21 protein-coding genes are annotated in these 24,198 nt (G+C 71.3%); 15 read left to right on the top strand and 6 right to left on the bottom strand.

The features are described from left to right. Window positions 1-321 precede the first annotated feature (321 nt). The 5 genes from JOD63_RS15185 to JOD63_RS15205 all read left to right on the top strand — a co-directional run bounded on the left by JOD63_RS15185 (window position 322) and on the right by JOD63_RS15205 (window position 4,872). Complete coding sequence (locus JOD63_RS15185; RefSeq protein ID WP_045275067.1) at window positions 322-1,818, top strand: MATE family efflux transporter; 1,497 nt, start codon at window positions 322-324, stop codon at window positions 1,816-1,818. Window positions 1,819-1,971: 153 nt separating this feature from the next. Beyond that, window positions 1,972-2,373 carry a Rid family hydrolase gene (locus JOD63_RS15190; RefSeq protein ID WP_045275126.1) on the top strand — a complete coding sequence of 134 codons (402 nt, stop codon included), beginning with the start codon at window positions 1,972-1,974 and terminating at the stop codon, window positions 2,371-2,373. A 91-nt stretch (window positions 2,374-2,464) separates the two neighbouring features. Continuing rightward, window positions 2,465-3,277 carry an alpha/beta fold hydrolase gene (locus tag JOD63_RS15195; RefSeq protein ID WP_045275068.1) on the top strand — a complete coding sequence of 271 codons (813 nt, stop codon included), beginning with the start codon at window positions 2,465-2,467 and terminating at the stop codon, window positions 3,275-3,277. 31 nt (window positions 3,278-3,308) lie between these two features. Continuing rightward, complete coding sequence (locus JOD63_RS15200; RefSeq protein WP_045275069.1) at window positions 3,309-4,550, top strand: alpha/beta fold hydrolase; 1,242 nt, start codon at window positions 3,309-3,311, stop codon at window positions 4,548-4,550. Window positions 4,551-4,569: 19 nt separating this feature from the next. Then, the gene (locus JOD63_RS15205) at window positions 4,570-4,872 is read left to right on the top strand and encodes a SelT/SelW/SelH family protein (RefSeq protein WP_045275070.1); all 303 of its coding nucleotides are present in this window, start codon (window positions 4,570-4,572) and stop codon (window positions 4,870-4,872) included. Between the two features lie 47 nt (window positions 4,873-4,919). Here JOD63_RS15205 and JOD63_RS15210 read toward each other — a convergent pair whose 3' ends face one another. After that, window positions 4,920-5,360: a hypothetical protein gene (locus tag JOD63_RS15210; RefSeq protein ID WP_045275071.1), complete on the bottom strand. Its 441-nt coding sequence runs from the start codon at window positions 5,358-5,360 to the stop codon at window positions 4,920-4,922. Between the two features lie 188 nt (window positions 5,361-5,548). On the opposite strand from JOD63_RS15210, the gene JOD63_RS15215 reads away from it, so the two are divergent. From JOD63_RS15215 to JOD63_RS15225, 3 genes are all read left to right on the top strand, one after another. Then, on the top strand, window positions 5,549-6,937 hold the full coding sequence (locus JOD63_RS15215) for a pyridoxal phosphate-dependent decarboxylase family protein (RefSeq protein WP_084613441.1): 1,389 nt from the start codon (window positions 5,549-5,551) through the stop codon (window positions 6,935-6,937). Window positions 6,938-7,024: 87 nt separating this feature from the next. Next, a complete protein-coding gene (locus JOD63_RS15220; protein ID WP_045275073.1) occupies window positions 7,025-8,500 on the top strand; it encodes an SDR family NAD(P)-dependent oxidoreductase in 1,476 nt (491 codons plus the stop codon). Then, window positions 8,497-8,697, top strand: a complete 201-nt coding sequence (locus tag JOD63_RS15225; protein WP_211088209.1) for a putative acetyltransferase — start codon at window positions 8,497-8,499, stop codon at window positions 8,695-8,697. The genes JOD63_RS15220 and JOD63_RS15225 overlap by 4 nt, the downstream gene beginning before the upstream one ends. A gap of 110 nt (window positions 8,698-8,807) precedes the next feature. On the opposite strand, the gene JOD63_RS15230 is transcribed toward JOD63_RS15225, so the two are convergent. Next, entirely contained in the window at window positions 8,808-9,242 is a 435-nt protein-coding gene (locus JOD63_RS15230) for an NUDIX hydrolase (protein ID WP_045275074.1), read from the bottom strand. A gap of 120 nt (window positions 9,243-9,362) precedes the next feature. Here JOD63_RS15230 and JOD63_RS15235 point away from each other — a divergent pair, with 120 nt between their 5' ends. After that, window positions 9,363-10,085, top strand: a complete 723-nt coding sequence (locus JOD63_RS15235) for a hypothetical protein (RefSeq protein ID WP_045275075.1) — start codon at window positions 9,363-9,365, stop codon at window positions 10,083-10,085. Further along, window positions 10,082-10,408, top strand: a complete 327-nt coding sequence (locus tag JOD63_RS15240; RefSeq protein ID WP_045275076.1) for a hypothetical protein — start codon at window positions 10,082-10,084, stop codon at window positions 10,406-10,408. Before JOD63_RS15235 ends, JOD63_RS15240 begins: the two co-directional genes overlap by 4 nt. A 164-nt stretch (window positions 10,409-10,572) precedes the next feature. Here JOD63_RS15240 and purB read toward each other — a convergent pair whose 3' ends face one another. Continuing rightward, window positions 10,573-11,955, bottom strand: a complete 1,383-nt coding sequence (purB, locus tag JOD63_RS15245) for an adenylosuccinate lyase (RefSeq protein WP_045275128.1) — start codon at window positions 11,953-11,955, stop codon at window positions 10,573-10,575. A gap of 38 nt (window positions 11,956-11,993) precedes the next feature. Further along, on the bottom strand, window positions 11,994-12,497 hold the full coding sequence (locus JOD63_RS15250) for a low molecular weight protein-tyrosine-phosphatase (protein ID WP_045275129.1): 504 nt from the start codon (window positions 12,495-12,497) through the stop codon (window positions 11,994-11,996). Between the two features lie 178 nt (window positions 12,498-12,675). On the opposite strand from JOD63_RS15250, the gene JOD63_RS15260 reads away from it, so the two are divergent. The 3 genes from JOD63_RS15260 (at window position 12,676) to JOD63_RS15270 (ending at window position 17,582) form a co-directional block, all read left to right on the top strand. After that, window positions 12,676-15,891, top strand: coding sequence for an ExeM/NucH family extracellular endonuclease (locus JOD63_RS15260; protein WP_052682459.1), 3,216 nt, complete (start codon window positions 12,676-12,678; stop codon window positions 15,889-15,891). Between the two features lie 93 nt (window positions 15,892-15,984). Continuing rightward, a complete protein-coding gene (locus JOD63_RS15265; protein ID WP_045275077.1) occupies window positions 15,985-16,257 on the top strand; it encodes a hypothetical protein in 273 nt (90 codons plus the stop codon). Then, on the top strand, window positions 16,254-17,582 hold the full coding sequence (locus tag JOD63_RS15270; RefSeq protein WP_045275078.1) for a hypothetical protein: 1,329 nt from the start codon (window positions 16,254-16,256) through the stop codon (window positions 17,580-17,582). The genes JOD63_RS15265 and JOD63_RS15270 overlap by 4 nt, the downstream gene beginning before the upstream one ends. Before the next feature lie 8 nt (window positions 17,583-17,590). Here the strand turns inward: JOD63_RS15270 and JOD63_RS15275 are convergent, their stop codons facing one another. Continuing rightward, window positions 17,591-18,619, bottom strand: coding sequence for a helix-turn-helix domain-containing protein (locus JOD63_RS15275; protein WP_157003961.1), 1,029 nt, complete (start codon window positions 18,617-18,619; stop codon window positions 17,591-17,593). A 180-nt stretch (window positions 18,620-18,799) separates the two neighbouring features. Here JOD63_RS15275 and JOD63_RS15280 point away from each other — a divergent pair, with 180 nt between their 5' ends. After that, on the top strand, window positions 18,800-22,510 hold the full coding sequence (locus tag JOD63_RS15280; RefSeq protein WP_045275079.1) for a S8 family serine peptidase: 3,711 nt from the start codon (window positions 18,800-18,802) through the stop codon (window positions 22,508-22,510). Between the two features lie 73 nt (window positions 22,511-22,583). Here the strand turns inward: JOD63_RS15280 and JOD63_RS15285 are convergent, their stop codons facing one another. After that, window positions 22,584-22,976, bottom strand: coding sequence for a phage holin family protein (locus JOD63_RS15285; RefSeq protein ID WP_045275080.1), 393 nt, complete (start codon window positions 22,974-22,976; stop codon window positions 22,584-22,586). Window positions 22,977-23,084: 108 nt separating this feature from the next. Here JOD63_RS15285 and JOD63_RS15290 point away from each other — a divergent pair, with 108 nt between their 5' ends. Beyond that, window positions 23,085-24,194 (top strand): histidinol-phosphate transaminase, encoded by a 1,110-nt coding sequence (locus JOD63_RS15290; protein ID WP_045275081.1) that lies wholly within the window; start codon window positions 23,085-23,087, stop codon window positions 24,192-24,194. Window positions 24,195-24,198 lie beyond the last annotated feature (4 nt).

Genomic DNA, 24,198 nt, shown 5'->3' on the forward strand with positions numbered 1-24,198 from the left:
AATCCGGGAGACGATTTTCGGCGCAGGGCTTTTCAACCCCCGGGGGGTCCGTGCAACAATGGATGCAGCGCTCCGAATCGATTCGACCACGGCCACGATGCACGGGATCTCGGACACTCCCCACGGGGACGGACGCAAACACGCCGGTCACCGGCAAACACGCCGGTCACCGGCAAACCGCCGGTCACCGGCAAACCCGCCGGGCTCCGGCACAACCGCCGGGACTCTGGCGCCTACCGGTCACCGGCACACGCCGGTCTCCGGCCCGCCGACATCCGGCACACACCCCACATCCGGCATCCCGCCCTCGAAGGAACACCCGTGGCGAAGTCACTCACCACCGGCAGCCCGTGGCGCGTCATCCTCGCGTTCTCGGTCCCGCTGCTCATCGGCAACGTCGTCCAGCAGCTCTACCAGTTCGCCGACGCGGTCGTCGTCGGGCGCCACCTCGGCGTCGACGCGCTCGCCGCCGTCGGTGCGACGGGCAGCCTTCTCTTCCTGCTGCTGGGCTTCGTCTGGGGCATGACGAGCGGTTTCGCCATCCCGACCGCGCAGGCGTTCGGCGCCGGAGACCACGCCGCCGTGCGGCGCTCGGTCGCGACCGGAACGATCCTCACCGCGATCGCCTCGGCGGCGCTCACGATCGGCGGCCCGCTCCTCGCCGAGCCGGCGCTCACCCTCATGCAGACCCCGGCCGAGCTCATGGACGACGCGGTCGTCTTCGCGCAGGTGAGCCTCATCGGAGCATCCACGATGCTCTTCTTCAACTACCTCGCCGCCGTCATCCGCGCGATCGGCGACTCGCGCACGCCCCTCATCTTCCTCACCATCGCGTGCGTGCTGAACGTCGTGCTCGTGATCGTGATGGTCGGCGTGCTCGAGTGGGGGGTCGCCGGCGCCGCCTGGGCGACCGTGGCGTCGCAGCTCGTGTCGGTCGTGCTCTGCCTCGAGTACGTGCGCCGGCGCATCCCGGTGCTGCAGGTGCGTCGCGCCGACTTCCGGGTCACGCGTGCCGACTACAGCGCGCACCTGCGCCTCGGTCTGCCGATGGGCTTCCAGGCATCCATCATCGCCATCGGCACGCTCGCCGTGCAGGTCGCGCTCAACGGCCTCGGCGCCGACGCGGTCGCCGCGTACACCACCGCGTCACGCGTCGACGGCCTGGCCGTCGCGCTGCTGCAGTCGATCGGACTCGCGGCCTCGATGTACGTCGCGCAGAACTTCGGTGCCGGTCGCCCCGATCGCATCCGTCGCGGCGTCGTGCAGGCGACGTGGCTCGCCGTCATCGCGTCGGTGATCCTCGGCGTCATCCTCGTCTTCTTCGGTGCGGCGCTGGTGCGGCTGTTCGTCGGGCACGACGGGGCGCAATCGGATGCCGTCGTCGAGATGGCCGCGCTGATGCTCGTCATCAACGGCGTGACGTACTGGGTGCTCGGCATCCTGTTCGTCCTCCGCGGCGCCCTGCAGGGCCTCGGCGACGCGCTCATCCCGACCCTGACCGGCGTCGTGGAGCTCTTCATGCGTGTGGGCGCCGCCGTCGCGCTCGGCGCGGTGTACGGCTACGTCGGCGTGGTCTGGTCGAACCCGCTCGCCTGGGCGGGCGCGGTGGTGCTGCTCGTCCCCGCCTACGTCGTCGCCCACCGTCGCCTCGGACGCACGGTCGTCGCACCCATGGTGGTCACCCCGACCACGCCGATCGCGATCGTCGGTCCGACCGACGGCTCGATGACCGTCGAGACCGTCGTCACCGCTCCCATCCCGCTCCCGGGTGCGCGCCGTCGGTCGCTCCGGGAACGACTCGGCTCGGGACGCCGCTGACGCGGACGGATGCCGGATGCCCGGGCACGGCCGCATGCCCGGAGCGCGCCCGGACGCCGGATGCCGAATGCCGGATGCCGGGGCGTGGACGGATGCTCGATGCACTGCCGGATGCCCTGGCGGGTGTCGGCGGCCCGTGCCAGGGTGGGCGCCATGTCAGCAATCGAGCGCATCCGTCCTGAAGGACTCGTTCGGAGTCCGGCCTTCTCGCACGTCGCCGTCGTTCCGCCGGGCGCGACGACCATCTACGTCGGCGGCCAGAACGCGGTCGACGGCGATGGCGGCCTCATCGGAGACGGGGATGTCGCTGCACAGGCGATCCGCGCGGTGCAGAACGCGAAGACGGCGCTCGCCGCTGCCGGGGCGGATGCCGGCGATGTCGTGCAGTGGACCGTGCTCTTCGTCGACGGCGTCGATCTCGCAGGGGCGTATCAGGCGATCGCCTCGGAGGTGGCGTCGGACGACCCCGCCCTCGTCACCGCGGCGATGGTGGCCGGTCTCGGCGTGCCCGGAGCGCTGATCGAGGTCTCCGCGGTCGCCGCCGTCGTGCGCTGACCTCAGCCTGATGACGGACTGACCGTACCCACGCGCCACCCCGCGGGCGGTTGCGGACGACGAGGCGCCGGCGGAGGGCACAATGGCAGACATGGAAGCCGTCCCCTCGCTCCTCACGCAGATGCCCGCGCCGCAGTTCGTGATGTCGGAGGAGGGGCACCGGATCGCCACCTACACGTGGGGTGATCCGGATGCTCCGCCCGTGCTCTGCGTGCACGGCTTCGCTTCGAGCTGCAAGGACAACTGGGTCGACACCGGGTGGGTGCGCGATCTGCTGCGGGCGGGGTACCGGGTGATCGGCGTCGACCAGCGCGGGCACGGCGCGAGCGACAAGCCGACCGACCGTCGCGGCTACGCGATGGACGCCTTCGTCGCCGACCTGCTCGTCGTGCTCGACACGTATCTGATCGACGAAGTGCGCTACGTCGGGTACTCGCTCGGCGCGCGAGTGGGATGGCAGTTCGCGGTCGACCACCCGGAGCACGTCACCCGCACCGTGCTCGGCGGCATCCCCGATGGGCGACCGCTCGCACGCCTGATGATCGACCAGGCGCGGGCATATGCCGACGCCGGCACCCCCGTCACAGACACGGTGACCCGCAACTACGTGAGCCTCGCCGAGCGCATCGCGGGCAACAGCATCCCGGCCCTCGTAGCGCTCGCCGAGGGCATGCGCGACGGCGATGCCGATCCCGACCCGATGCATCCGCCGACTGCGCCCGTGCTGTTCGCCACCGGCAGCGCCGACGCGATCATCGAGGCCTCGCGCAGGCTGGCCGCGAGTGCGCCGCGGGGCGAGTTCGTCGAGATCCCCGGCCGACACCACTTCAACACCCCGGGCTCGCGCGACTTCCGCGCCGCGGCGATCGCATTCCTCGCGGGGAATGCTCCGCCCCAGGGGTGAGCGGGTCGGCGGGCGGTCCTAGGCTTCTGCCATGTCCGTCACCACCCGCCGCATGCAGGATCTGACCGTCGACGACCACACCCTGACCGTGCCGCTGGTGTGGGGCGACGCTGCCGACACCCGCACCATCGACGTCCACGCTTCCGTCGTCACGCGGGAGGGCGGCGAGACCCTGCCGTACCTGGTGTTCCTGCAGGGTGGGCCGGGGCACGAGGCCCCGCGCCCCTTCCACTCCCCGGTCTCGCCGTCGTGGCTCGACGACGCGCTCGCCCACCACCGCGTCGTGCTGCTCGACCAGCGCGGCACCGGCCGGTCGACCCCGGTGGGCGACGCCGACCTCGCCCGCCCCGACCTGGCCGAGTACCTCACGCACCTGCGCGCCGACGCGATCGTGCGCGACTGCGAGGCGCTGCGCGCCCACCTGGGCGCCGACACATGGAGCGTTCTCGGCCAGTCCTTCGGCGGCTTCACCGCCCTCGCCTACCTGTCGACGGATGCCGCCGCCCTCGACGACGTGTACATCACCGGCGGGCTCAGCGCCATCGGCCGCCACCCCGACGAGGTGTACACGCTCACCTACGACAAGATGCGCGCCGCCTCGGAGCGGTACTACCGGCGGTTCCCGCACCACCGCGACGCCGTCCGCCGCCTCGCCGACCTGGCGTCGACGGGGTCGCTCGTGCTCCCGGGCGGCGAGGTGGCCTCGGCGTCACGGGTGCGTTCGATCGGGTCGCTCCTCGGCTCGAACGACGGCTGGCAGACGCTGTGGGCGCTGCTCGAACTCGACCCGTCGACGAACGCCTTCGCCCACGACCTCGCTGCGGCCATGCCGTACGACGCGCGCAACCCGCTGTATGCCGTGATCCACGAGTCGAGCTATGCCGACGGGCACGCGACCCGGTGGTCCGCCGAGCGGGTCGAGCCGGCCGACTTCCGAGACGACCCGACCCTCCTCACCGGCGAGCACGTGCGCCGCGAGTGGTTCGACACCGTCCCGGTGCTCGAGCCCTGGCGCGACGTCGCACTCGCCGTCGCCGACCACGAGTGGCCGTCGGTCTACGACGCGGCCGCGGTCGCGGCATCCGACGCCCACGGGGCTGCCGCGGTGTACGTCAACGACGTGTACGTGCCCCTGGAGTTCTCACTCGAGACGGCAGCGCTGCTGCCCGGCGTGACACCGTGGATCACCAGCGAGCACGAGCACAACGGCCTGCGCGCCGGCGGCGTGCTGCCGCGCCTCATCGACCTCGCCCACGGCCGCCGCGTGCGCTGACCGATCTCGGAGGACTGACATGACCCACGGCATCCGCGTCGTCTACTGCACGCAATGCGCCTGGATGCTGCGTGCGGCATGGGTCGCGCAGGAGATGCTGACGACCTTCCAGGAGGAGCTCATGGGCGGCGGCGCCACCCTCGAACCCGGCACCGGGGGCGTCTTCGAGGTGTACGCCGACGACGTGCTCGTCTGGTCGCGCAAGACGGACGGCGGGTTCCCCGACATCGTCGCCCTCAAGCGGCGCGTGCGCGACGTGATCGCGCCTGGCCGCACCCTCGGCCATGCCGACCGGGCCGCCGACCGGGCCGCCGACCGCTGAGGGCGTCCCATCTCCGGTGCCCGCTCAGCGGCCGGCGACCCAGGCCGTCAGCTCACCGCCTGCCGCACCAGCGCAGTGAACTTCTCCTCGATCGCCGGGGTCCAATCAAGCACCGCGAAGCTCGTCGGCCACACGTCGCCGTCGTCGAGGTTCGCCGTCTCGTCGAAGTTGATCGTCGCGTAGCGCGTCTTGAACTTGCTCGCGGGCTGGAGGAAGATCACGACCTTGCCTGCGGCGTTCGCATACGCCGGGAAGCCGTAGAAGGTCTTCGGCACGAGGTCGGGTGCGACCTCCGACACCAGCTTGTGCAGCGCGTCACCGAGCTTGCGGTCGGTGCCGTCGAGCTTGCCGATCGCGTCGAGCACCGCCTTCGTGCCCGCCTCACGGTTCTTGCCTGCTTTCGCCTGGGCCCGCAGCTCCTTGGCGCGGTCCTTGACGGCGTCGCGCTCCTCCTGGCTCAGCCCGTCGGCAGAGGTCTTGCCGGCCATGTCGGCCCCCTTCGTTCTTGTTCTTTCCGTGGTCTCCGGGCGGCTTCTCGCGCCCTGACGGTCACGCTACGCGGTGCCATCCGTCGACGCTTCTCCAAATCTGACCGATGCGCCACGCTCCCGAACGACGCAGGGAACAATGGACGGATCGATGGGCCGCGCGGCCCGGATGCACGATGATGAGCACCATGAGCGACACCTCCGCCCTGCCCGACCGCATGCACGCGATCACCGATGAGACGCGCACGACCGTCGACGACGTGCTGCAGTACGCGCGCCGGCGCGCCCTCTACGAGGACATCCCCCTCGACAAGCCGATGCGTCCGAGCGACCTCGCTCGCCTGGCATCCGGATCGATCACCGCCGCCGGCATCGGCGACCGCCGCGCGATCGCGCTGTTCGAGAACGTGCTCGCCCCCGCCTGCATCTCCACTGACCACCCCGGGTATCTCGCGTTCATCCCGTCGGCTCCGACGAAGGCGTCGCTCGCGTTCGACGTCGTGGTCTCGGCTTCGGCCATCTACGGCGGCTCGTGGATAGAGGGCGCGGGCGCCGTCTACGCCGAGAACGAGGTGCTGGCGTGGCTCGCGGGAGAGTTCGGGATGCCCGACACCGCGGGCGGCGTGTTCGTGCAGGGCGGCACGATCGGCAACCTCTCGGCGCTCGTGACGGCGAGGGATGCCGCGCGGCGGCGCAACCGCGAGGCGGGGGTCGCCGACCCGGCGCGCTGGGTCGTGGTGTGCAGCGCCGAGGCGCACTCGTCGATCGCGTCGGCAGCCGCCGTGATGGACATCGAGATCGTCGCGGCCGCGGTCGACGGCGACGGACGGATGCACGGCGACGCGGTGGCCGCAGCGCTCGACGCCCACGGCGGCGCGGTGTTCGCGGTGGTCGCGACGGGCGGCACCACGAACTTCGGCATCGTCGACGACATCGCCTCGATCGCGGCGGTGACCGCCGCCCGCGACGTGTGGCTGCACGTCGACGGCGCGTACGGCCTCGCCGCCATGCTCGTGCCCGAGATGCGCGATGCCTTCGCCGGCGTCGCGTCGGCCGACTCGGTGATCGTCGACCCGCACAAGTGGCTTTTCGCGCCGTTCGACGCGTGCGCCCTCATCTACCGCGACCCCGCCCTCGCGCTCGCCGCCCACACGCAGAAGGCCGAGTACCTCGACACCCTCACCGGCAAGCCGGACTGGAACCCGTCCGATCTCGCCGTGCAGCTCACCCGCCGGGCCCGCGGTCTGCCGCTGTGGTTCTCGCTCGCGACCCACGGCACGGATGCGTACCGCGCGGGCATCCGTCATGGGATCGACCTCGCCCGGCGCATCGCCGACGACATCGCCGCGCGCCCCGAGCTCTCGCTCGTGCGCGAGCCGCAGCTGTCGGTCGTGGTGTTCCGGCGCGAGGGGTGGACGCTCGCCGACTACGAGGCGTGGTCGGACCGCCTGCTCGACGAGCAGCGTGCGTTCGTGGTGCCGAGCTCGCACGCTGGGGAGCCGGTGCTGCGCTTCGCGATCATCAGTCCGCTCACCACGTACGAGCTGCTCGTCGACATCCTCGACTCGCTCGACTGACGCGCCCTGCTGCGTCGCGCCGGCCCCGCGTCGGGCGGCCCACGGCCGTCGCAGGCGCCGTCCAGGCGGCCCCGGATAAAATGCTCTGTGACCTCCGCGACCCCAGACCCTGACGCACCCGCGTCGATCGACCCCGCGGAACTCGCGATCGCCCTCCGCGTGATCGAGGCGACAGCCGCTCTCGACAAGGACGACCCGGCCTACGTCGCCCTGCGCCACGCCACCGGCAAGATGTACAAAGACGTCAAGCGGCAGTCCCGCCGCGACAAGCGCGACCGCATCGCCGCCGCAGACAAGGCGGTCGTGGCGGCCACGGCCACCGGCGCCCCCGACCGCATCGACGACGAGACGCGCGGCATCCCGCTCGCCACGCGCACCCAGGCGCCGACCGCCGGTGAGCTCATCAAGCCGCGCGCCTGCTACATCTGCAAGCAGCCGTACACGCTCGTCGACGCGTTCTACCACCAGCTGTGCCCCGAGTGCGCGGCGATGAGCCACGAGAAGCGCGACGCCCGCACCGACCTCACCGGGCGCCGTGCGCTCCTCACCGGGGGCCGCGCCAAGATCGGCATGTACATCGCGCTGCGGCTGCTGCGCGACGGCGCGCACACCACGATCACCACCCGGTTCCCGCGCGACGCGGTGCGGCGCTTCACCGCGCTCCCCGACTCGGGCGAGTGGATGCACCGGCTGAAGATCGTCGGCATCGACCTGCGCGACCCCGCCCAGGTTCTCGCGCTCGCCGATGCGGTGGCCGCCGACGGCCCGCTCGACATCCTCATCAACAACGCCGCGCAGACCGTGCGGCGATCGACCGGCGCGTACAAGCCGCTCGTCGACGCCGAGCTCGCGCCCTTGCCGTCGGGACCCCTGCCCGAGCTGCTCACCTTCGGGCACACCAACGACGCCCACCCGCTCGCGCTCGCGCAGTCGGTGTCGAGCCACCCGATCCTCGCATCGGCCGCGCGCACCGCCGAGGAGCTCACCGCCGAGGCGATGGCCGCCGGGTCGTCGTCGCTCGAGCGCCTCGCCGCCGGCACCGCGATCGACGCCGGTGGGCTCGTGCCCGACGAGAATCACGTCAACAGCTGGACTCAGCACGTCGACCACGTCGAGCCGCTCGAGATGCTCGAAGTGCAGCTCGCGAACATGACGGCGCCGTTCCTGCTCGTCTCGCGGCTGCGGCCGTCGATGGCCGCCTCGCCCGCCCGGCGCACCTACGTCGTGAACGTCTCGGCGATGGAGGGCGTGTTCGGCCGCGGCTACAAGGGCCCCGGGCATCCGCACACGAACATGGCCAAGGCCGCGCTCAACATGCTCACGCGCACCAGCGCCCGCGAGATGTTCGAGAAGGACGGCATCCTGATGACGGCCGTCGACACCGGCTGGATCACCGACGAGCGCCCCCACTTCACCAAGGTGCGCCTCGCCGAGGAGGGCTTCCACGCCCCGCTCGACCTCGTCGACGGAGCCGCGCGCGTCTACGACCCCATCGTGCGCGGCGAGGCCGGCGAAGACCTCTTCGGCATCTTCCTCAAGGACTACCGGAAGAGCTCCTGGTGACGATCGCCGTCGGTCGCCGCGTGGTCGTGCGCTACCTGCTGCCGACGGGCCATGCGACGGATGCTCTCGGCACGCTGCTCGCCGCAGACTCCGAGACCCTGGTGGTCGACGGCAAGCGCGGTGTCGAGACGATCGCCGTGGCCGACGTCATCGCCGCGAAAGAGGTGCCCCCGCCGCCCGCTCCGCGCCCGCGGTAGCGCGTTTCGCCTCGCTTCGCTCGCTCAACGGCCGCGGTAGCGCGTTTCGTCTCGCTTCGCTCGCTCAACGGCCGGTCAATCGAGGAGCGCGGCGACGAGACGAAACGCGCTCAGGCGTCGGGGAGGAAGTACGTCGCGGCGAGCGGAGCGACCTCGAGCGAGGCGGCATCCGCCCGCGACACCCAGCGCAGCTCCTCGATCTCGGCGGCGATCTCGGGAACCTGCGCGCCGATGTCGGCCGCGAACACGTCGGCCACCACGACGAAGCCCGGCTCGTTCGCGGCGTGCGCCTCGTACCGCCCGAGCGGTTCGAGCGCGGCGGGATCGAGACGGATGCCGATCTCCTCGTCGAGCTCGCGGCTCAGGGTCTCGGCCGGGCTCTCCCCTACCTCGGGCTTGCCGCCGGGCTGCATGAATGCGGTGGTGCCCGCCTTGCGCACCAGCAGCAGCCGGCCGACGGCGTCGGTGATGACGGCTGCCGAGACATGGATCTCGCGCCGGGTCGCGGCATCCGTGGTCGTGGCGTCGCCTGATCCAGAAGTCACGGTCGCACGGTAGCACTGCGGCCCGGGAGCCGGGCGGCAGCCGCGCGCGGGGCACGAACTAGACTGGAGGCAGTCCGCTCCGCTTTGCAGGGAGCCTCCGCGTTCAGCAGGAATCCCATTGTGACCTCAGCTTCTTCCACCCGCACGTTCGACGTGCGCCACGTGCAGCTTCTTCGCGCCCTGTTCGCCGCGCTCGCCGCGGTGATGATCACGTTCTCGCCCGACCACTCCGCGGTCGTCGGCATGTCGGTGTTCAGCGGCTTCGCGATCGCGACCGCGCTGGTGCTGCTCGCCTCGGTGTGGCTGGTCTACCCCGCCGGTCGCCGCTGGCCCGCCGCGGCGCTCGGTCTCGTGACCCTGGTCGCCGGGATGATCGGCGGTCTCACGCCGCTGCGCACCGTCATCGGATTCTTCGTCGTGGTGGTCGTGTGGGCGTTCGTGAGCGGAATCATCGAGCTCGTCGCCGGCTGGCGCCAGCTGCGCGAGGGCGCCACGCGCCGTCAGATCGCCCCCGGGGTCGAAGACGCCCGCCCGCTCGCGCCGGCGGTGCCGCGGTCGGAGAGCCGCGACGCGGTCGTGGTCGGCGCGATCACGGTGATCCTCGGCATCGCGCTGCTGTTCGTGCGGCCCGACTTCGCCCTCGACTACACGATCGAAGAGGCGCGCCAGAGCTTCACCCTCACCGGCGTCACGATCGGCGTCGGACTCTTCGGCGGATACGCCGCGATCATCGCGGTGTACCTCGCCATCGCCGGGTTCTCGCCGCGCACGGTCGCCGCCGGAGCGGCATCCGACCCTGCCGCGGCGGCATCCGCCCCCGCAGAACAGAAGGACACGCTGTGAGCGACGACCACCCCACCCGACGCGACCTGATGAAGCCCGTGCAGCTGCTCGGGCTGGCGTTCGGCGCCGCGCTGTTCGCGGGGATCGTCACGCTGGTCTCGATGGGCTTCTTCCAGGGCGGATCGCCCGAGCAGGCTCAGGCGGCGGTCGTGCTGGCGCTGATCATCGCGGGCATCTCGTTCATCGCCGTGCTGCTGATCGTGGCGCTCCTGCTGCTCGCGGTCGACCCGAAGCAGCTCACGACGCCGATCGACAAGCCGGTGCTCCTGCCCGACGAGGACGACACGACGGATGCCGCTTCCGGCGAGGCCCCGAAGGCCTGAGCCGCGCGACGTTTCGTCTCGGTCGCTGTCGCGCTCAACGGCCGGGTCTCAGCCCGGTGGCGGGAGCTTGTCGGTCGCTGTCGCTCCCTCGCTCGACGACGGGGTCTCGGCCCGATGGCGGGAGCTTGTCGGTCGTCGAGCGAGCGGAGCGAGTCGAAACGCCCCTAGCCGAGCTCGTCGACCAGCTGCGAGGCGAGACCGTCGTAGGTCGCGGGGGTCAGCGCCAGCAGGCGCTCCTTAGCGGCGTCGCCGATGTCGAGCCCGGTGACGAACGCGGCGAGGTCGGACGCGCCGACCCGGTGCCCGCGCGTGAGGTCCTTGAGCAGGGCGTACGGGTCGCTGATCTGCGAGCGGCCGGCGGCGATCTCGGCGCGGATCACGGTCTGGATCGCCTCGGCGAGCACCTCCCAGTTGCCGTCGAGGTCGGCCAGGAGCACGTCTTCGGCGAGTGAGATCTCGCCGAGGCCGCGCTGAAGGTTGTCGAGCGCGAGCAGCGAGTGCCCGAACGCGACGCCGATGTTGCGCTGCGTGGTCGAGTCGGTGAGGTCGCGCTGCATGCGGCTCGTGACGAGCGTCTGCGACAGGGTCGCGAGGAGGCCGCCGGCGATCTCGAGGTTCGCCTCGGCGTTCTCGAAGCGGATCGGGTTGATCTTGTGCGGCATCGTCGACGAGCCGGTCGCCCCGGCCACCGGGATCTGCGTGAAGTAGCCGATCGAGATGTACGTCCAGATGTCGGTGGCGAGGTTGTGCAGGATGCCGCCGGCGTGACGCACGCGGTCGTACAGCTCGACCTGCCAGTCGTGCGACTCGATCTGCGTGGTGAGCACGTTGAAGTCGAGGCCGAGGCCCTCGATGAACGCGCGGGAGAGCTCGGGCCAGTCGACCTCGGGGGCAGCCGAGAGGTGGGCCGACCAGGTGCCGGTCGCGCCCGAGAACTTGGCGAGGTACTCGCCCGCGTCGATCTGCGCGGCGACGCGCTCGAGGCGCCAGGCGAAGACGCCGAGCTCTTTGCCCATGGTCGACGGGGTCGCCGGCTGCCCGTGCGTGCGCGACAGCATCGCGGCATCGCGGTGCTGCACGGCGAGGGTCTTCAGCGTGCCGATGACCTCGCGCAGCTTCGGCAGCCACACCCGCTGCACGGCGCGCTGCACGGTGAGCGCGTACGAGGCGGAGTTGATGTCTTCACTGGTGCAGGCGAAGTGGGTCAGCTCGGCGATGCCGTCGAGCCCGAGGGTCGACAGGCGGTCGCGCACCAGGTACTCGATCGCCTTGACGTCGTGGCGGGTGACCGCCTCCTTCGCGGCGAGCCAGTCGATCTCGGACTGGCCGAACTCCTCATACAGGGCGCGCAGGCGTGCCGTGTCGTCGGCGGACAGCGGCGCGGTGCCGAACAGCGACCGATCGGTGAGGGCGATCAGCCACTCGACCTCGACCTCGACACGGGCGCGGTTGAGGCCGGCCTCCGAGAGGTAGTCGGCCAGACCGGTCACGGCGGCGCGGTAACGGCCGTCGAGAGGGCTGAGGGGCTGCGGGGGGAGAGAGGACACGAGGCTCCCGTCGTGGTCGGCATCCCGCGCGGCGCGCGTCACATCGCGGGACGTATGGCGGGTTCGAGTTGCCGGAAGAGCGCCCGGCTCGCACTCTCGATCATACCGAGCACCTCGTCGAACATCCCGGGACCCGCATAGTAGGGGTCGGGCACGTCGAGGGTGTGCGCTGACTGATCGAACGACAGGAGCAGCGCGATCTTGTCGGCCTCCTCGCCCCGTGCCCACCCGCGGAGGATCCGCTCGTGCGAGCGGTCGAGGGCGACCACGAGGTCGCTGCGGCGGAAGTCCTCGTGCGTGAACTGGCGCGCGCGGTGCTGCGTGCCGTCGTAGCCGGCCCGCGTGAGGGCGTCGATCGTCCGCTGATCGGCGCGCTCGCCGACGTGCCAGTCGCCGGTGCCGGCGCTGGTCGACGACACGCGCGCGCCCAGGCCCGCGGCATCCGCGAATCCACGGAACACGACGTCGGCCATGGGTGATCGGCAGATGTTGCCCGTGCACACGAAGACGACGCGGAAGGGCTCACCGACGGGCACGGTCATGCGCACCATTCTGGCCCTCTGCGCCTGCGGACCCAAGAGTCAGATCCGTCACAGACCACCGAGCCGAAACCGAACGTTAATGAACTCTCCTCCGGGGAGTCTTCCGGCGACGCGCGCGCTCCCCTACGGTCAGACGATGGGCCCGACCCGGGCTCGATCTTCGTGTGCTGGAGGAATCGTGCGTCATACACCCAGAGCCGTCGTCGCCGCCGGCGCGGCCGGAGCGCTCGCCCTGACCGGGCTGATCAGTGCCCCCGCCGCCGTGGCCGACACCCCGACCGAGCTGTTCATCAGCGAGGTCATCGAGGGGTCGAGCAACAACAAGGCTGTCGAGATCTACAACCCCACCGGCGCAGCCGTCGACCTGACCGGCTACAGCCTGAAGATGTACTTCAACGGCGGCGTCAGCGCCGGCCTCACGATCCCCCTCACCGGCAGCGTCGCCGCGGGCGACGTGCACGTGGTCGCCAACTCGTCCGCCGGCGCCGCGATCCTCGCGCAGGCCGACCAGACCAACGGAGCAGGCTGGTTCAACGGCGACGACGCGATCGAACTGGTCTCCGGCACGTCGACGGTCGACGTGTTCGGTCAGATCGGCGTCGACCCGGGCGCCGAGTGGGGCACGGGTCTCACCTCCACCGCCGACAACACCCTGCGCCGCGCGGCCGACGTCTGCGTCGGCGACGCCGTCGGCACCGACGCGTTCGACCCCGCCGCGCAGTGGACCGGGTTCGCCGTCGACACCTTCGACGGCCTCGGCGCGCACACCGCCGACTGCGGCGACGTGGAGCCGCCCGCGGCATCCGTCGTCATCAACGAGTTCTCCGCGAACACCGTCGGGTCGACCGACGTCGAGTACGTCGAGCTCCTCGCCTCGCCCGCATCGACCGATCTCAGCGGCTACCGCGTGCTCGAGGTCGAGGGCGACGTGAACGGCACGGTGACCGGCACGGTCGACGAGGTGATCTCGTTCCCGGCCGCCGACGCCGAGGGGCGCAGCCTCGCCTCGCTCGCCAACGGCGCCCTCGAGAACGGCACGATGAGCCTCCTGCTCATCACCGGCACCGCGCCCGCGCTCGGCGCCGACCTCGACGCGAACGACGACGGCGTCATCGACGAGGGCCTCGGCTTCGAGGTCGTCGACGCGATCGCCGTCGACGATGGCGGCGCCGGCGACCTGACCTACGGCGGCGTGACGCTCGACGTCGCATACGACGGCTTCTCCTTCGCCCCGGGCGGCGCTTCGCGCATCCCGGACGGCACCGACACCGACGCCGCGGCCGACTGGGTGCGCAACGACTTCGACCTCGCGGGCTACGACGGCACGGCCGGCACGCCTGTCGAGGGCGAGGCGCTGAACACGCCGGGCGCCGCGAACGCCGTCTTCACCCCCGGCCCCGAGGAGCCGGAGCTGCTGCCCATCGGCACCGTGCAGGGCGCGGGTGACGCGTCGCCGTACGCCGGGACGCCCGTCATCGTGGAGGGCGTCGTCACCGCCGACTTCCAGCAGGGCGGCTTCAACGGCTTCTACGTGCAGGATGCCGGCGACTCAGACCCGGCGACGTCGGACGGCATCTTCGTCTTCCAGGGCGGCGTCGAGGTCTCGGTCGGCGACCGGGTGAGCGTCACCGGAGTCGTCGCGGAGGACTTCGGACTCACCAGGATCAACGCGACGGCGGTGTCGGTCGCCGCCTCGGGCGAGTCGCTTCCCGCGCCGGTGGAGCTGACGCTCCCCGCGACCGCCGCGCAGCGCGAGGCGCTCGAGGGTATGTACGTGACCCTCCCGCAGCAGCTGACGATCGGCGAGACCTTCGAGTTCGGCCGCTTCGGCACCGTGACCCTCACGGTCGGGCGTCAGTACCAGCCGACGCACCTGTTCGACGCGGGGTCGCCCGAGGCGATCGCGAAGCTCGCGCAGAACATCGACGAGAGCATCGGCCTCGACGACGGCCGCGGCAACCAGAACCCCGACCCGGCGATCCACCCGAACGGCGAGGAGTTCACGCTCGAGAACACGTTCCGAAGCGGTGACCTCGTCACCGACGCCACCGGTGTGCTCGACTACCGCTTCGACCTGTGGAGTGTGCAGCCGACCGAGGGTGCGCAGTTCGAGGTGGGGAACCCCCGCACCGAGGTGCCCGAGGTGGGCGGCGACCTGAAGATCGCGAGCTTCAACGTGCTCAACTACTTCACGACGCTCACCGGCTCCGACGCCCGCGGCGCGAACGACGCCGTCGAGTTCGAGCGGCAGGAGGCGAAGATCGTCGCCGCGCTGGCCGAGATCGACGCCGACGTGTTCGGCCTCATGGAGATCGAGAACAACGGCATCGCGCTCGAGACGCTCACCGCGGCGCTCAACGAGCACCTCGGCGCCGACGTCTACGACTACATCGAGACGGGTGAGATCGGCACCGACGTCATCGCGACGGCCATCATGTACAAGCCTGCCGCGGTCACACCTGTGGGCGACTTCCTACTGATGGACGAAGAGAAGGATGCCCGCTGGCTCGACGACTTCAACCGTCCGGGCCTGACGCAGTCGTTCGCGGATGCCGCCGGCTCGACCTTCACGGTCGTGGTCAACCACCTGAAGTCGAAGGGATCGGCCTGCGACGCCGTGGGCGACCCGATCGACCCGAACGGCCAGGGCAACTGCAACGGCGTCCGCACCGATGCCGCCGCAGCCCTCGCCGACTGGCTGGCGACCGATCCGACCGGTGCCGGCGCGGGCCGCGAGATCATCCTGGGCGACCTGAACTCGTACGCGCAGGAGGACCCGATCCAGGAGCTCACCGGCGCCGGGTTCACCGATCTGCTGAAGCAGTTCTCGGGCACGGAGGCGTACTCGTACGTGTTCGACGGCCAGTCGGGCTACCTCGACCACGCCCTGGCGGGCGGCGACATCGTCGACGAGGTGACCGGTGCGGCCGACTGGCACATCAACGCCGACGAGCCGAGCCTCATCGATTACGACATGTCGTTCAAGGCCGACGCGCAGGACGCACTGTACGCCGCGGACGCCTACCGCTCCAGCGACCACGACCCGGTGGTGCTGGGCCTCGCGATGCCGGCTCCCGACACCACGGCGCCGACCATCGACGCCGTCGCGCTGCCGTCGTTCATCCTCGTTCCCAACAACAAGGACCGCACCGTGTTCATGTACGTGGATGCGGCGGACGACAGCGGCGAGGTGACCGTCGAGCTCACCGACGTCACCACCAACGGCAAGCCGCGGGCGGAGTGGTCTCAGACCGGCGACCGCACCGTGAAGGTGAAGGCCGTCAACGGGGCGGTGTACCGCTTCACCTGGACGGCGACGGATGCGGCAGGCAACTCCGCGACCGACACGGCGGTGGTCGTCGTCGGCATCAGGGGTCTGATCGACTTCCTGTAGGCCGCTCCTGCACAGGCCGCGGCATCCGTCCCCTCGTCAACAGATGAGCCGGACGGATGCCGCGGCTTCGTGCTGCGCGGCCACGATTGCCGCATGCAGTGCACACCCGCCGACGTCGCGCGACTCGACGTCATCGTGTCCGAGCTCGACCGGCTCGTCGAAAGACTCGCCGCCGTCACCGGCACCGTGCGAGGGCTCGAGGCCGGCACCCGCTGGCGCGCCCGCGCGGCGGCGTCCTTCCACGACCGCGCGCAGGCGTACGCAGGCGACGTCTCGGCGCTCGGCGGGCTGAGCGAGCAGGTGCGGTCCGCGGCGCGGCGGGCGCGCTGGGTGACCGTGCTGAGCGTCGACTGGGCGGGCCGATGAGCCTCGAGATCCGCGGCGGCGGGGCGGTGTCGGTCGACACGGCCACCCTCCGCGCGACGGCTGCCCGCTTCCTCGACGTGCGCGACGAGCTCGAGGCGATCGCGCAGCGGCTCGGCGCGGTGCAGAACATGCTGTTCGAGGCACGGGCGACCGCGTGGGAGGCCGCGAACGACGCCGCCGTCCTCGGCAGGCGCATCGCCGACGAGTGCATCGCGGCGGCCGAGATCGCCGAGGCGCTCCGGGAGGCTGCGGCGATCTACGAGCTCGTCGAGGTGAACGCCGCCCATCATGCGGCGGTGCTGGCGGGCGACCGGGCCGCCGCCGCGCTCGCCGAGGCCCGCCGCTCCGAGGTGCTCGCCGCGTACCCCGACGCCGATCTGCCGGCGCGTCTGGCGGACTTCGAGCGGCAGGTGCTCGTTCCCGGCGAAATCGTGCGGCAGGCGACCGAGGCGGGCTTCAACATCGGCGACAACTTCTCAGGTCCCCTGGGTGCGGCCTACGGCGGGGTCGGCGCGGGCGGCGCCGCGCTCGCCTTCGGTATGCTCGCCAACCTCGATGGCCGGGGCCGACTCACCCGAGACGCGCGGCTCACGCCGAGGCAGGCGCCCGTCACCGTCGCGCGGGTGTCGACAGCCCCGGCCGCCGCCCCGCGCTCTCTCGCCGCGGCCGTCGCGCGCATGCCGACGGGCGACGCGCAGGTGCGGGTGGAGCGCTACACGATGCCCGACGGGTCGAGGCGGTTCGTGCTCTACGTCGCGGGGACCCGCTCGGTGGCGCCGAGCACCGTCGACCCGTGGGACGGCACCTCGAACCTGGAGCTCTACAGCGGTGTCGCCTCGGCGTCGTACGTCGCGACCCAGCGCGCCCTCGACGACGCGGGAGTGCGGCCGGGAGACGTCGTTCATGCCATCGGCCATTCGCAGGGCGCGATGATCACGACGCACCTGGCGCTCGAAGGCGGCTACGACACACAGACCTCGATCACCCTCGGCTCGCCCGTGCAGGCCGATCTCGACGACACGACGCTCAGTGTCGATCTGCGCCACACCGACGATCCCGTCGTCTCGCTCGCCGGCGGCGGGCACGTCGGGGCCGTCGGCGCACCGGGCAGCTTCATCGTCGAGACGGTCGCAGACCCCGCGGTCGGCCTCCGCGACGCTGCGATCCCGGCGCATCAGCTCGACTCCTACGCGGTCACGGCAGCCGACGTCGACGCGTCGGGCGACCCGCGGGTCGCGCAGCTGCAGTCCGTGTTCGACGAGCTCGGCGGCGCGGTCGAGGCCGACGCGGTGGAGTACGGTGCAACGCGGGGCGGAGACGGCTGAAGCGGCGGTCAGCGCGTGCCGGCGGCATCCCAACCCGCTCGCGCGGCGTGCCACCCCAGCTGGGCGCGGGTGCGCACCCCGGCGCGATCCATCAGGTCGCGCACGCGTCGCTGCACCGTCCGCAGCGACACGCCCAGGTGCGAAGCGGCCGCCTCGTCGGTCTGGCCGGCGAGCAGCAGCGAGAGCAGGCGGGCGTCGAGCGCATCGACGACACCGACTCCGGACACCGGACCCGTCGCGTCGAGCACGATCGGCGCAGCCATCGACCAGGTGAGGTCGAACAGAGCGATGAGGCCGGTCAGAAGAGCGCTCGGCCGCACCAGCAGCGCGGCCGCGAACGCCCGATCGCGGTCGGAGGGCACCGGCATGAACGCGAGTTCGCGGTCGACGATCACCATGCGGACCGGGAGCGAGTCGACCACCCGCGCCTCCTCGCCCGCGGCGAGGGACTCCGCGAACGAGTCGAGGCCCTCGGCGTGCGACTCGAGCATGGCCCGTTCGAGCACGACCCGGTACAGCACTCCGCGCGCGACGAGTTCGTCCTCGATGCCGTTCTCGTGGGCAGCAGTCACCGCGACCGGGTGCTGCACGAATGCGCACACCTCGCTGGTCGCCTCGGACTGCACGCGAGTGAACCACTGGGCGACGTCGTCGGCGCCGCGAACGACCTGCACGACGTCGTCGGCGGTGTCGCCGCCCCTGCTCACCATCCGGTACAGCTCCTGGAGCGAACCCAGGTCGGCCTGGGCGCGCTGCACAGCTTCCTCCCGCGCGGCGACGGCGGCGCCGAGGGCGACCGACGGCGGTGCGGCGACGAACCGGCGGCCTTCCGCCCCGCGGGCGTCGATGGCGAGGGGAGCAGCGAAGCCCGCCGACGCGAGCTGCGTGAGGGAGGCCGCCGCGGTGGCCTCGTCGACGCCGAGGGCGGCCGCGAGCTGCGCGGCATCCGACGATGACGCGGTGAGGAGCACGCGGTACGCGCGCATCAGCCCGGGCGCCATCCCGCCCGCCTCGGCGAGGAGGTCCTGGTCCGGCACCGGGTGCTGCTCTGCGGGATGCGACGACATCGCGGCACCACCACCCTTCCCTGAGACCCTACGTCGCCTGCGGGTTCCCGTCATGTCGCACACCCGCCAGTGGGATCCCTGCGCGACCGCGGGGTCGGCGTGAGACAGTGACCGACAATCCCCACACCCCCTTTTCGGAAAGGCATCACGATGCTCCCTCCCGCCCGCGCGCGGCTCGCTGCTATCGCAGCAGGCCTCGCCCTCGCGACCGGGGTGATCACCCCCGCGTTCGCGAGCACCGGATCCGACGAACCCCCCGCCGTCGACGACACCGCCATCCCCGCCGGCGAGTCGAAGACGGTCACCCTCATCACCGGCGATGTCGTGCACGTCACCACGCTGCCGACCGGGAAGGACACCGTCACGGTCGACGCCGTGTCGGGTGCGCCCGACACCATCCAGACGGTCCAGATCGACGACGACGTCTACGTCCTGCCGGAGGCGGCGTCGAAGTACCTGAGCTCGGGCGCCCTCGACCGTCAGCTGTTCAACGTCTCGGACCTCATCGAGTACGGCTACGACGACGCCTCGTCGAGCGGCATCCCGGTGATCGCGCAGTACGACATGCGGGCGCGCGCCGCGCGGACCGCGCCGACGGGCAGCGAGCAGACGCTCGCGCTGGGCTCGATCGACGGCGCTGCGCTCCAGACCGACAGCGAGCAGTCCACGGCGTTCTGGTCGGCGCTCACGGCCCCCGCCACTGCGCGGGCAGGCGGCAGCGGCGAGCTCGCAGGCGGCGCGATCACCAAGCTGTGGCTCGACGGCCAGGTCAGCTCCACCCTCGAGGTCAGCGTTCCCCTCGTGGGCGCGCCCGAGGCATGGGCGGCGGGCCACGACGGGTCGGGCGCCCGCGTCGCCGTGCTCGACACGGGGATCGACGCGGAGCATCCCGACGTCGCCGACGTCGTCACCGAAGCGGTGTCGTTCGTCCCCGGTGAGGAGGTCACCGACGTGAACGGCCACGGCACGCACGTCGCCGCCACGGTCGCCGGATCGGGCGCGGCGAGCAACGGCACCCACACGGGGGTGGCGCCCGGCGCAGAGGTCGTCGTCGGCAAGGTCCTGAGCGACGCCGGCACCGGCCAGGACTCCTGGATCATCGCCGGGATGGAGTGGGCGGTCACCGACGGCGGCGCCGACATCGTGAGCATGAGCCTCGGCGACGACGAGCGCAACGACCAGGACAACCCGATGGCGCAGGCGGTGAACGAGCTGAGCGAGCGCCACGACGCGCTGTTCGTCATCGCGGCCGGAAACTCCGGGGCGAAGGGGACGATCGGAACCCCCGGCACCGCCGAGGCGGCGCTGACCATCGCGGCGACCGATGACGACGACGACCTCGCGCCGTTCTCGTCTCGGGGGCCGCGCGGTCTCGACGACGGTCTCAAGCCCGACATGGCGGCGCCGGGCGTGGGCATCACGGCAGCGCGCTCGCAGTACAGCAGCGGCAGCGGGCTGTTCAAGACGCTGAGCGGAACATCGATGGCGACCCCGCACGTCGCGGGCGCCGCGGCCATCCTCGTGGGCGCGCATCCGGACTGGAGCGCACCGCGACTGAAGAGCGCACTGATGTCGTCGGCCGTCGAACTCGACTACACCGCCTACGAGGTGGGCACCGGGCGCCTCGACATCCCGGCGGCGCTCGACGGAGTCGACGCGACCGGATCGGTGTACTTCGGCAAGGTCGCCTGGGGCGACGCCGACCCCGAGCCCGTCACGAAGACCATCACGTGCAGCAACGACACCGACACCGCGCTCGAGCTCACGCTCACCAGCACGTCGAGCGGCCCCGACGGCGCGGTCGACCTGGTCGAGCTCTCCGCCGAGACGCTGACGGTGCCCGCGCACGGCACCGCGACCGTCGACGCCACGGCGTCGTTCGGGTCGGCTCCGACGGCGGGCAACCACCTCGGTCAGGTCGTCGCGACAGCGGCCGACGGCTCCGTCGCTGCGCGCACCACCACGGGCCTCACCCGCGAAGACGAGCGGTACGACCTCGACATCACCGTTCTCGGTCCGGACGGAAAGCCCGCACGGGCCGACGTGCTGACCTTCCAGTACGGCACGACGTCATTCGTCGAGCGGTCGACCGACCCTGCGACCGGCACGGTGGCGACCCAGCGCGTGGCGCCGGGCACATTCGCGGTGATGACGAAGCTGCGGTTCGGCTCGGGCGCCGGCACCGACAACACCTACTGGCTCACGGCGCCCCACCTCACCGTCGCCGACGGCGATGCGCACATCGTGCTCGACGCGAGCAAGGCCGTGCCGGTGGAGCTGAAGACACCGAAGAAGAGCGCGCCGTACACGAGCCGGGTCGAGTGGTTCCACGATGCGGGGCTGGGCGACGAGCCGACGACGTTCCTCTCGTCGCTCAACGTCGCGCCGGGATCGCGGATGTGGATGCTGCCGACGGGTGACGTCGCCGGTGGCGAGTACGACTTCACCATGCGCTGGTCGAAGACCGAGCCGCTCCTCGACCTCGCCGTGAAGTCCGGATCGGACAAGACCGCCGTCGCGGGGCTCTACCAGCGCAGCAGCGCCCGCCTCGACGGACGGGTGGATCTCGCGGTCGTCGACGCCGGCGACGGCACACCGGACGAGATCGCCGCGGCCGACGCCGAGGGAGCCGCGCTCCTCGTCGCCGACGATCCGACTCTCACCCCGGCCGGTCGCGCGGCGCGCGCCGCGGCCGCCGCAGAGGCCGGTGCCGAGCTGCTCATCCTCGCCAACAGCCAGGCGGGGGCGCTGTACGACGCCGCCGGCGGGTCCGTCGTTCCGACGATCTCGGTGTCGACCGACACCGGTGCCGCGCTCGCGGCCACCGCGGAGTCGGGTGCGCGTCTCACCGGGTCGGCGACGAGATACCCCGACTACACGTACGACTACGTCCACACGTGGAAGGGATCCGCACCGGAGAACCTCACGCTCTCGCCGCGTGAGCGTGACCTGGTGAAGATCACCGATCGGTTCGTCGACCCGCAGCCGAAGCTGATGTACATCCACCGCTTCGACTGCCCGGCGTACCTGCTTCGCTGCTTCGGATCATCGCAGGACTGGATGACCGGCTCCGACCACGTCGTGTACGTCAGCCCGGCGCAGAAGGACGCCGGATCGACGTGGGTGGCTGCGGTCGAGACGGTTGCGCCCAGCTGGTACCTCACCACCGACGAGGAGTCCTACACGCCCGGAGAACGGGAGACGCTGGACTGGTTCGAGATCGCCGCACCGCGTCAGGGCGGCGGGTTCACGGAGTCGTACAGCCGGGGCCTCCAGCTGCGTGCGAACGTGCCGTCGGGGAGCGCCTCCGAGCAGCTGTCGGGGTACTACCCGTCAGGGGCGAAGCTCGCGAGCCGGCTCTACAAGGGCGACACGCTGCTGCGGTCGAGCTCCTCGCAGTCGGTGGCGGTGAACGTCCCCGCGGCGACCGGCCCGCAGACGTACCGCTACGAGCTCGACGTCACGGCTCCGGCCGGAACCGTGAACTCGACGCGCACGGCCACGGCGTGGACGTTCGTCGACGACCAGGCCGAGGACGGCGACCTGCCGATCATCGGACTGAGCTACGACGCCCCGGCAGACCTGTCGGGCGAGGTGCTGCGCGCGAGCCTGGTGACGATCACGCCGTCGCACATCGAGGGGGCGCGGAACACCGGAAAGTTCACCTCTCTCACCGCGCAGGTCTCGTTCGACGAGGGGGCCACGTGGAAGAAGGCGCACGCGGTCCGTGTCGGCGACAGCTGGACGGTGCCGTTCCTGGCCCCGAAGGGGTCGTCGAGCGTGTCGCTGCGCACGACGGTGAACGACGACGCCGGAAACGCGGTGACGCAGGAGATCATCAGAGCCGTCGGCGTGCGCTGATCCCCGCACACAGAGACGCCGCCCCCGCCCGGAATCCATCGGGGCGAGGGCGGCGTCGTTACGGGTGCCCCGTTCAGTCCTTGCGCTTGGGTCGCAGGATGATCCCGAACACCCAGTTGATGAGCGAGATGATGATCGCCGCGACCAGCCCCCACCAGAAGTCCTCGACGCGCAGGCCGAAGTTCCAGAAGCTCGTGAGCCAGGCGGTCAGCCACAGCAGGAACGCGTTGATCAGCAGGCCGATGAGGCCGAGCGTCAGGATGTAGATCGGGAACGCCAGCACCTTGATCACGGTGCCGATGATCGTGTTGACGAGCGCGAAGATCGCGGCGACGAGCAGCAGGGTGAGCACCAGCTGCAACGTCGCTCCCGGGGGGAAGGCGATGACGGTGACGCCGAGGGCGGGGATCAGGGTCACGACCCAGATCGCGAATGCGTTGACGACGACGCGGATGAGGAATCCCATGGCCCGCAGTCTGGCACGGCGCGGACCGAATGCACGGATGTCGGGCGGGGTCGTCGGAGGTCCGAGTATCCTCCCGTCGGCATACGGGGCGCTCGTAGACTCGACTGCGTGACCGACGACCATGAGATCCCCGTCCGGGTCCGCCCCGAGATCGCCGCACTGCCGCCCTACCGTCAGGGCCGCCAGGCCGGCGCAGAGGCGTTCAAGCTGTCGAGCAACGAGAACCCCTTCGATCCGCTCCCGGGCGTCGTCGACGCCGTCCGCGGCGCGAGCGCCCTCAACCGGTACCCGGATGCCACGGCCCTGCGCCTGCGCGAGCGCCTCGCCGACCGGTTCGGCGTCACCGCCGACGGCGTGCACATCGGCGCCGGCAGCGTGTCGATCATCGCCCAGCTGATCGCAGCCACCTCCGGGCCCGGCGACGAGGTCGTGTACGCCTGGCGCTCGTTCGAGGCATACCCCGGCCTCGCCGTCGTCGCCGGGGCGCGGAGCGTGCAGGTGCCGCTCGACGCCGACGCCGGTCACGACCTCGACGCGATGGCGGCGGCGATCACCGACCGAACCCGTGCCGTGATCGTCTGCACCCCCAACAACCCCACCGGCACGATCGTGACGCAGGCCGCGTTCGACGCGTTCGTTGCGCGCGTGCCCGCCGACGTGCTCGTCATCCTCGACGAGGCGTACGCCGAGTTCGTCACCGACCCTGCCGCGGTGCGCGGTGAGACGGTGCTCGCCGCCGGTCGCCCGAACGTCGTCGTGCTCCGCACCTTCTCGAAGGCGTTCGGTCTGGCGGCGCTGCGCGTCGGCTACGCCGTCGGGCACCCGCGCGTGCTCGACGCCGCCCGATCCACCGCGATCCCCCTGTCGGTGACGGCGCAGGCCGAGACCGCCGCGCTCGCGAGCCTCGACGTCGAGGATGAGCTCCGTGAGCGGGTCGCCGTCATCGCCGAGCGTCGCGACCGCGTCGCCGCGGGGCTGCGCGCCGCGGGCTGGCGCGTGCCGCAGGCGCAGGGAAACTTCGTGTGGCTCCCGTCGGGCGAGGCCACCGCGGCTGCCGCGGTGCGGTTCGATGCGGCCGGGCTCATCGTGCGAGCCTTCCCCGGCGACGGCATCCGCATCTCGATCGGCGAGGAGGAAGCTGTCGACAAGGTCCTACAGATCGCAGCATCCGTTGTCGAAGACCTTCCAGAAGGCCACATCGGACGAGGGATAGCGTGACAAC

The organism is Microbacterium terrae (assembly GCF_017831975.1).
Lineage (GTDB): Bacteria > Actinomycetota > Actinomycetes > Actinomycetales > Microbacteriaceae > Microbacterium > Microbacterium terrae.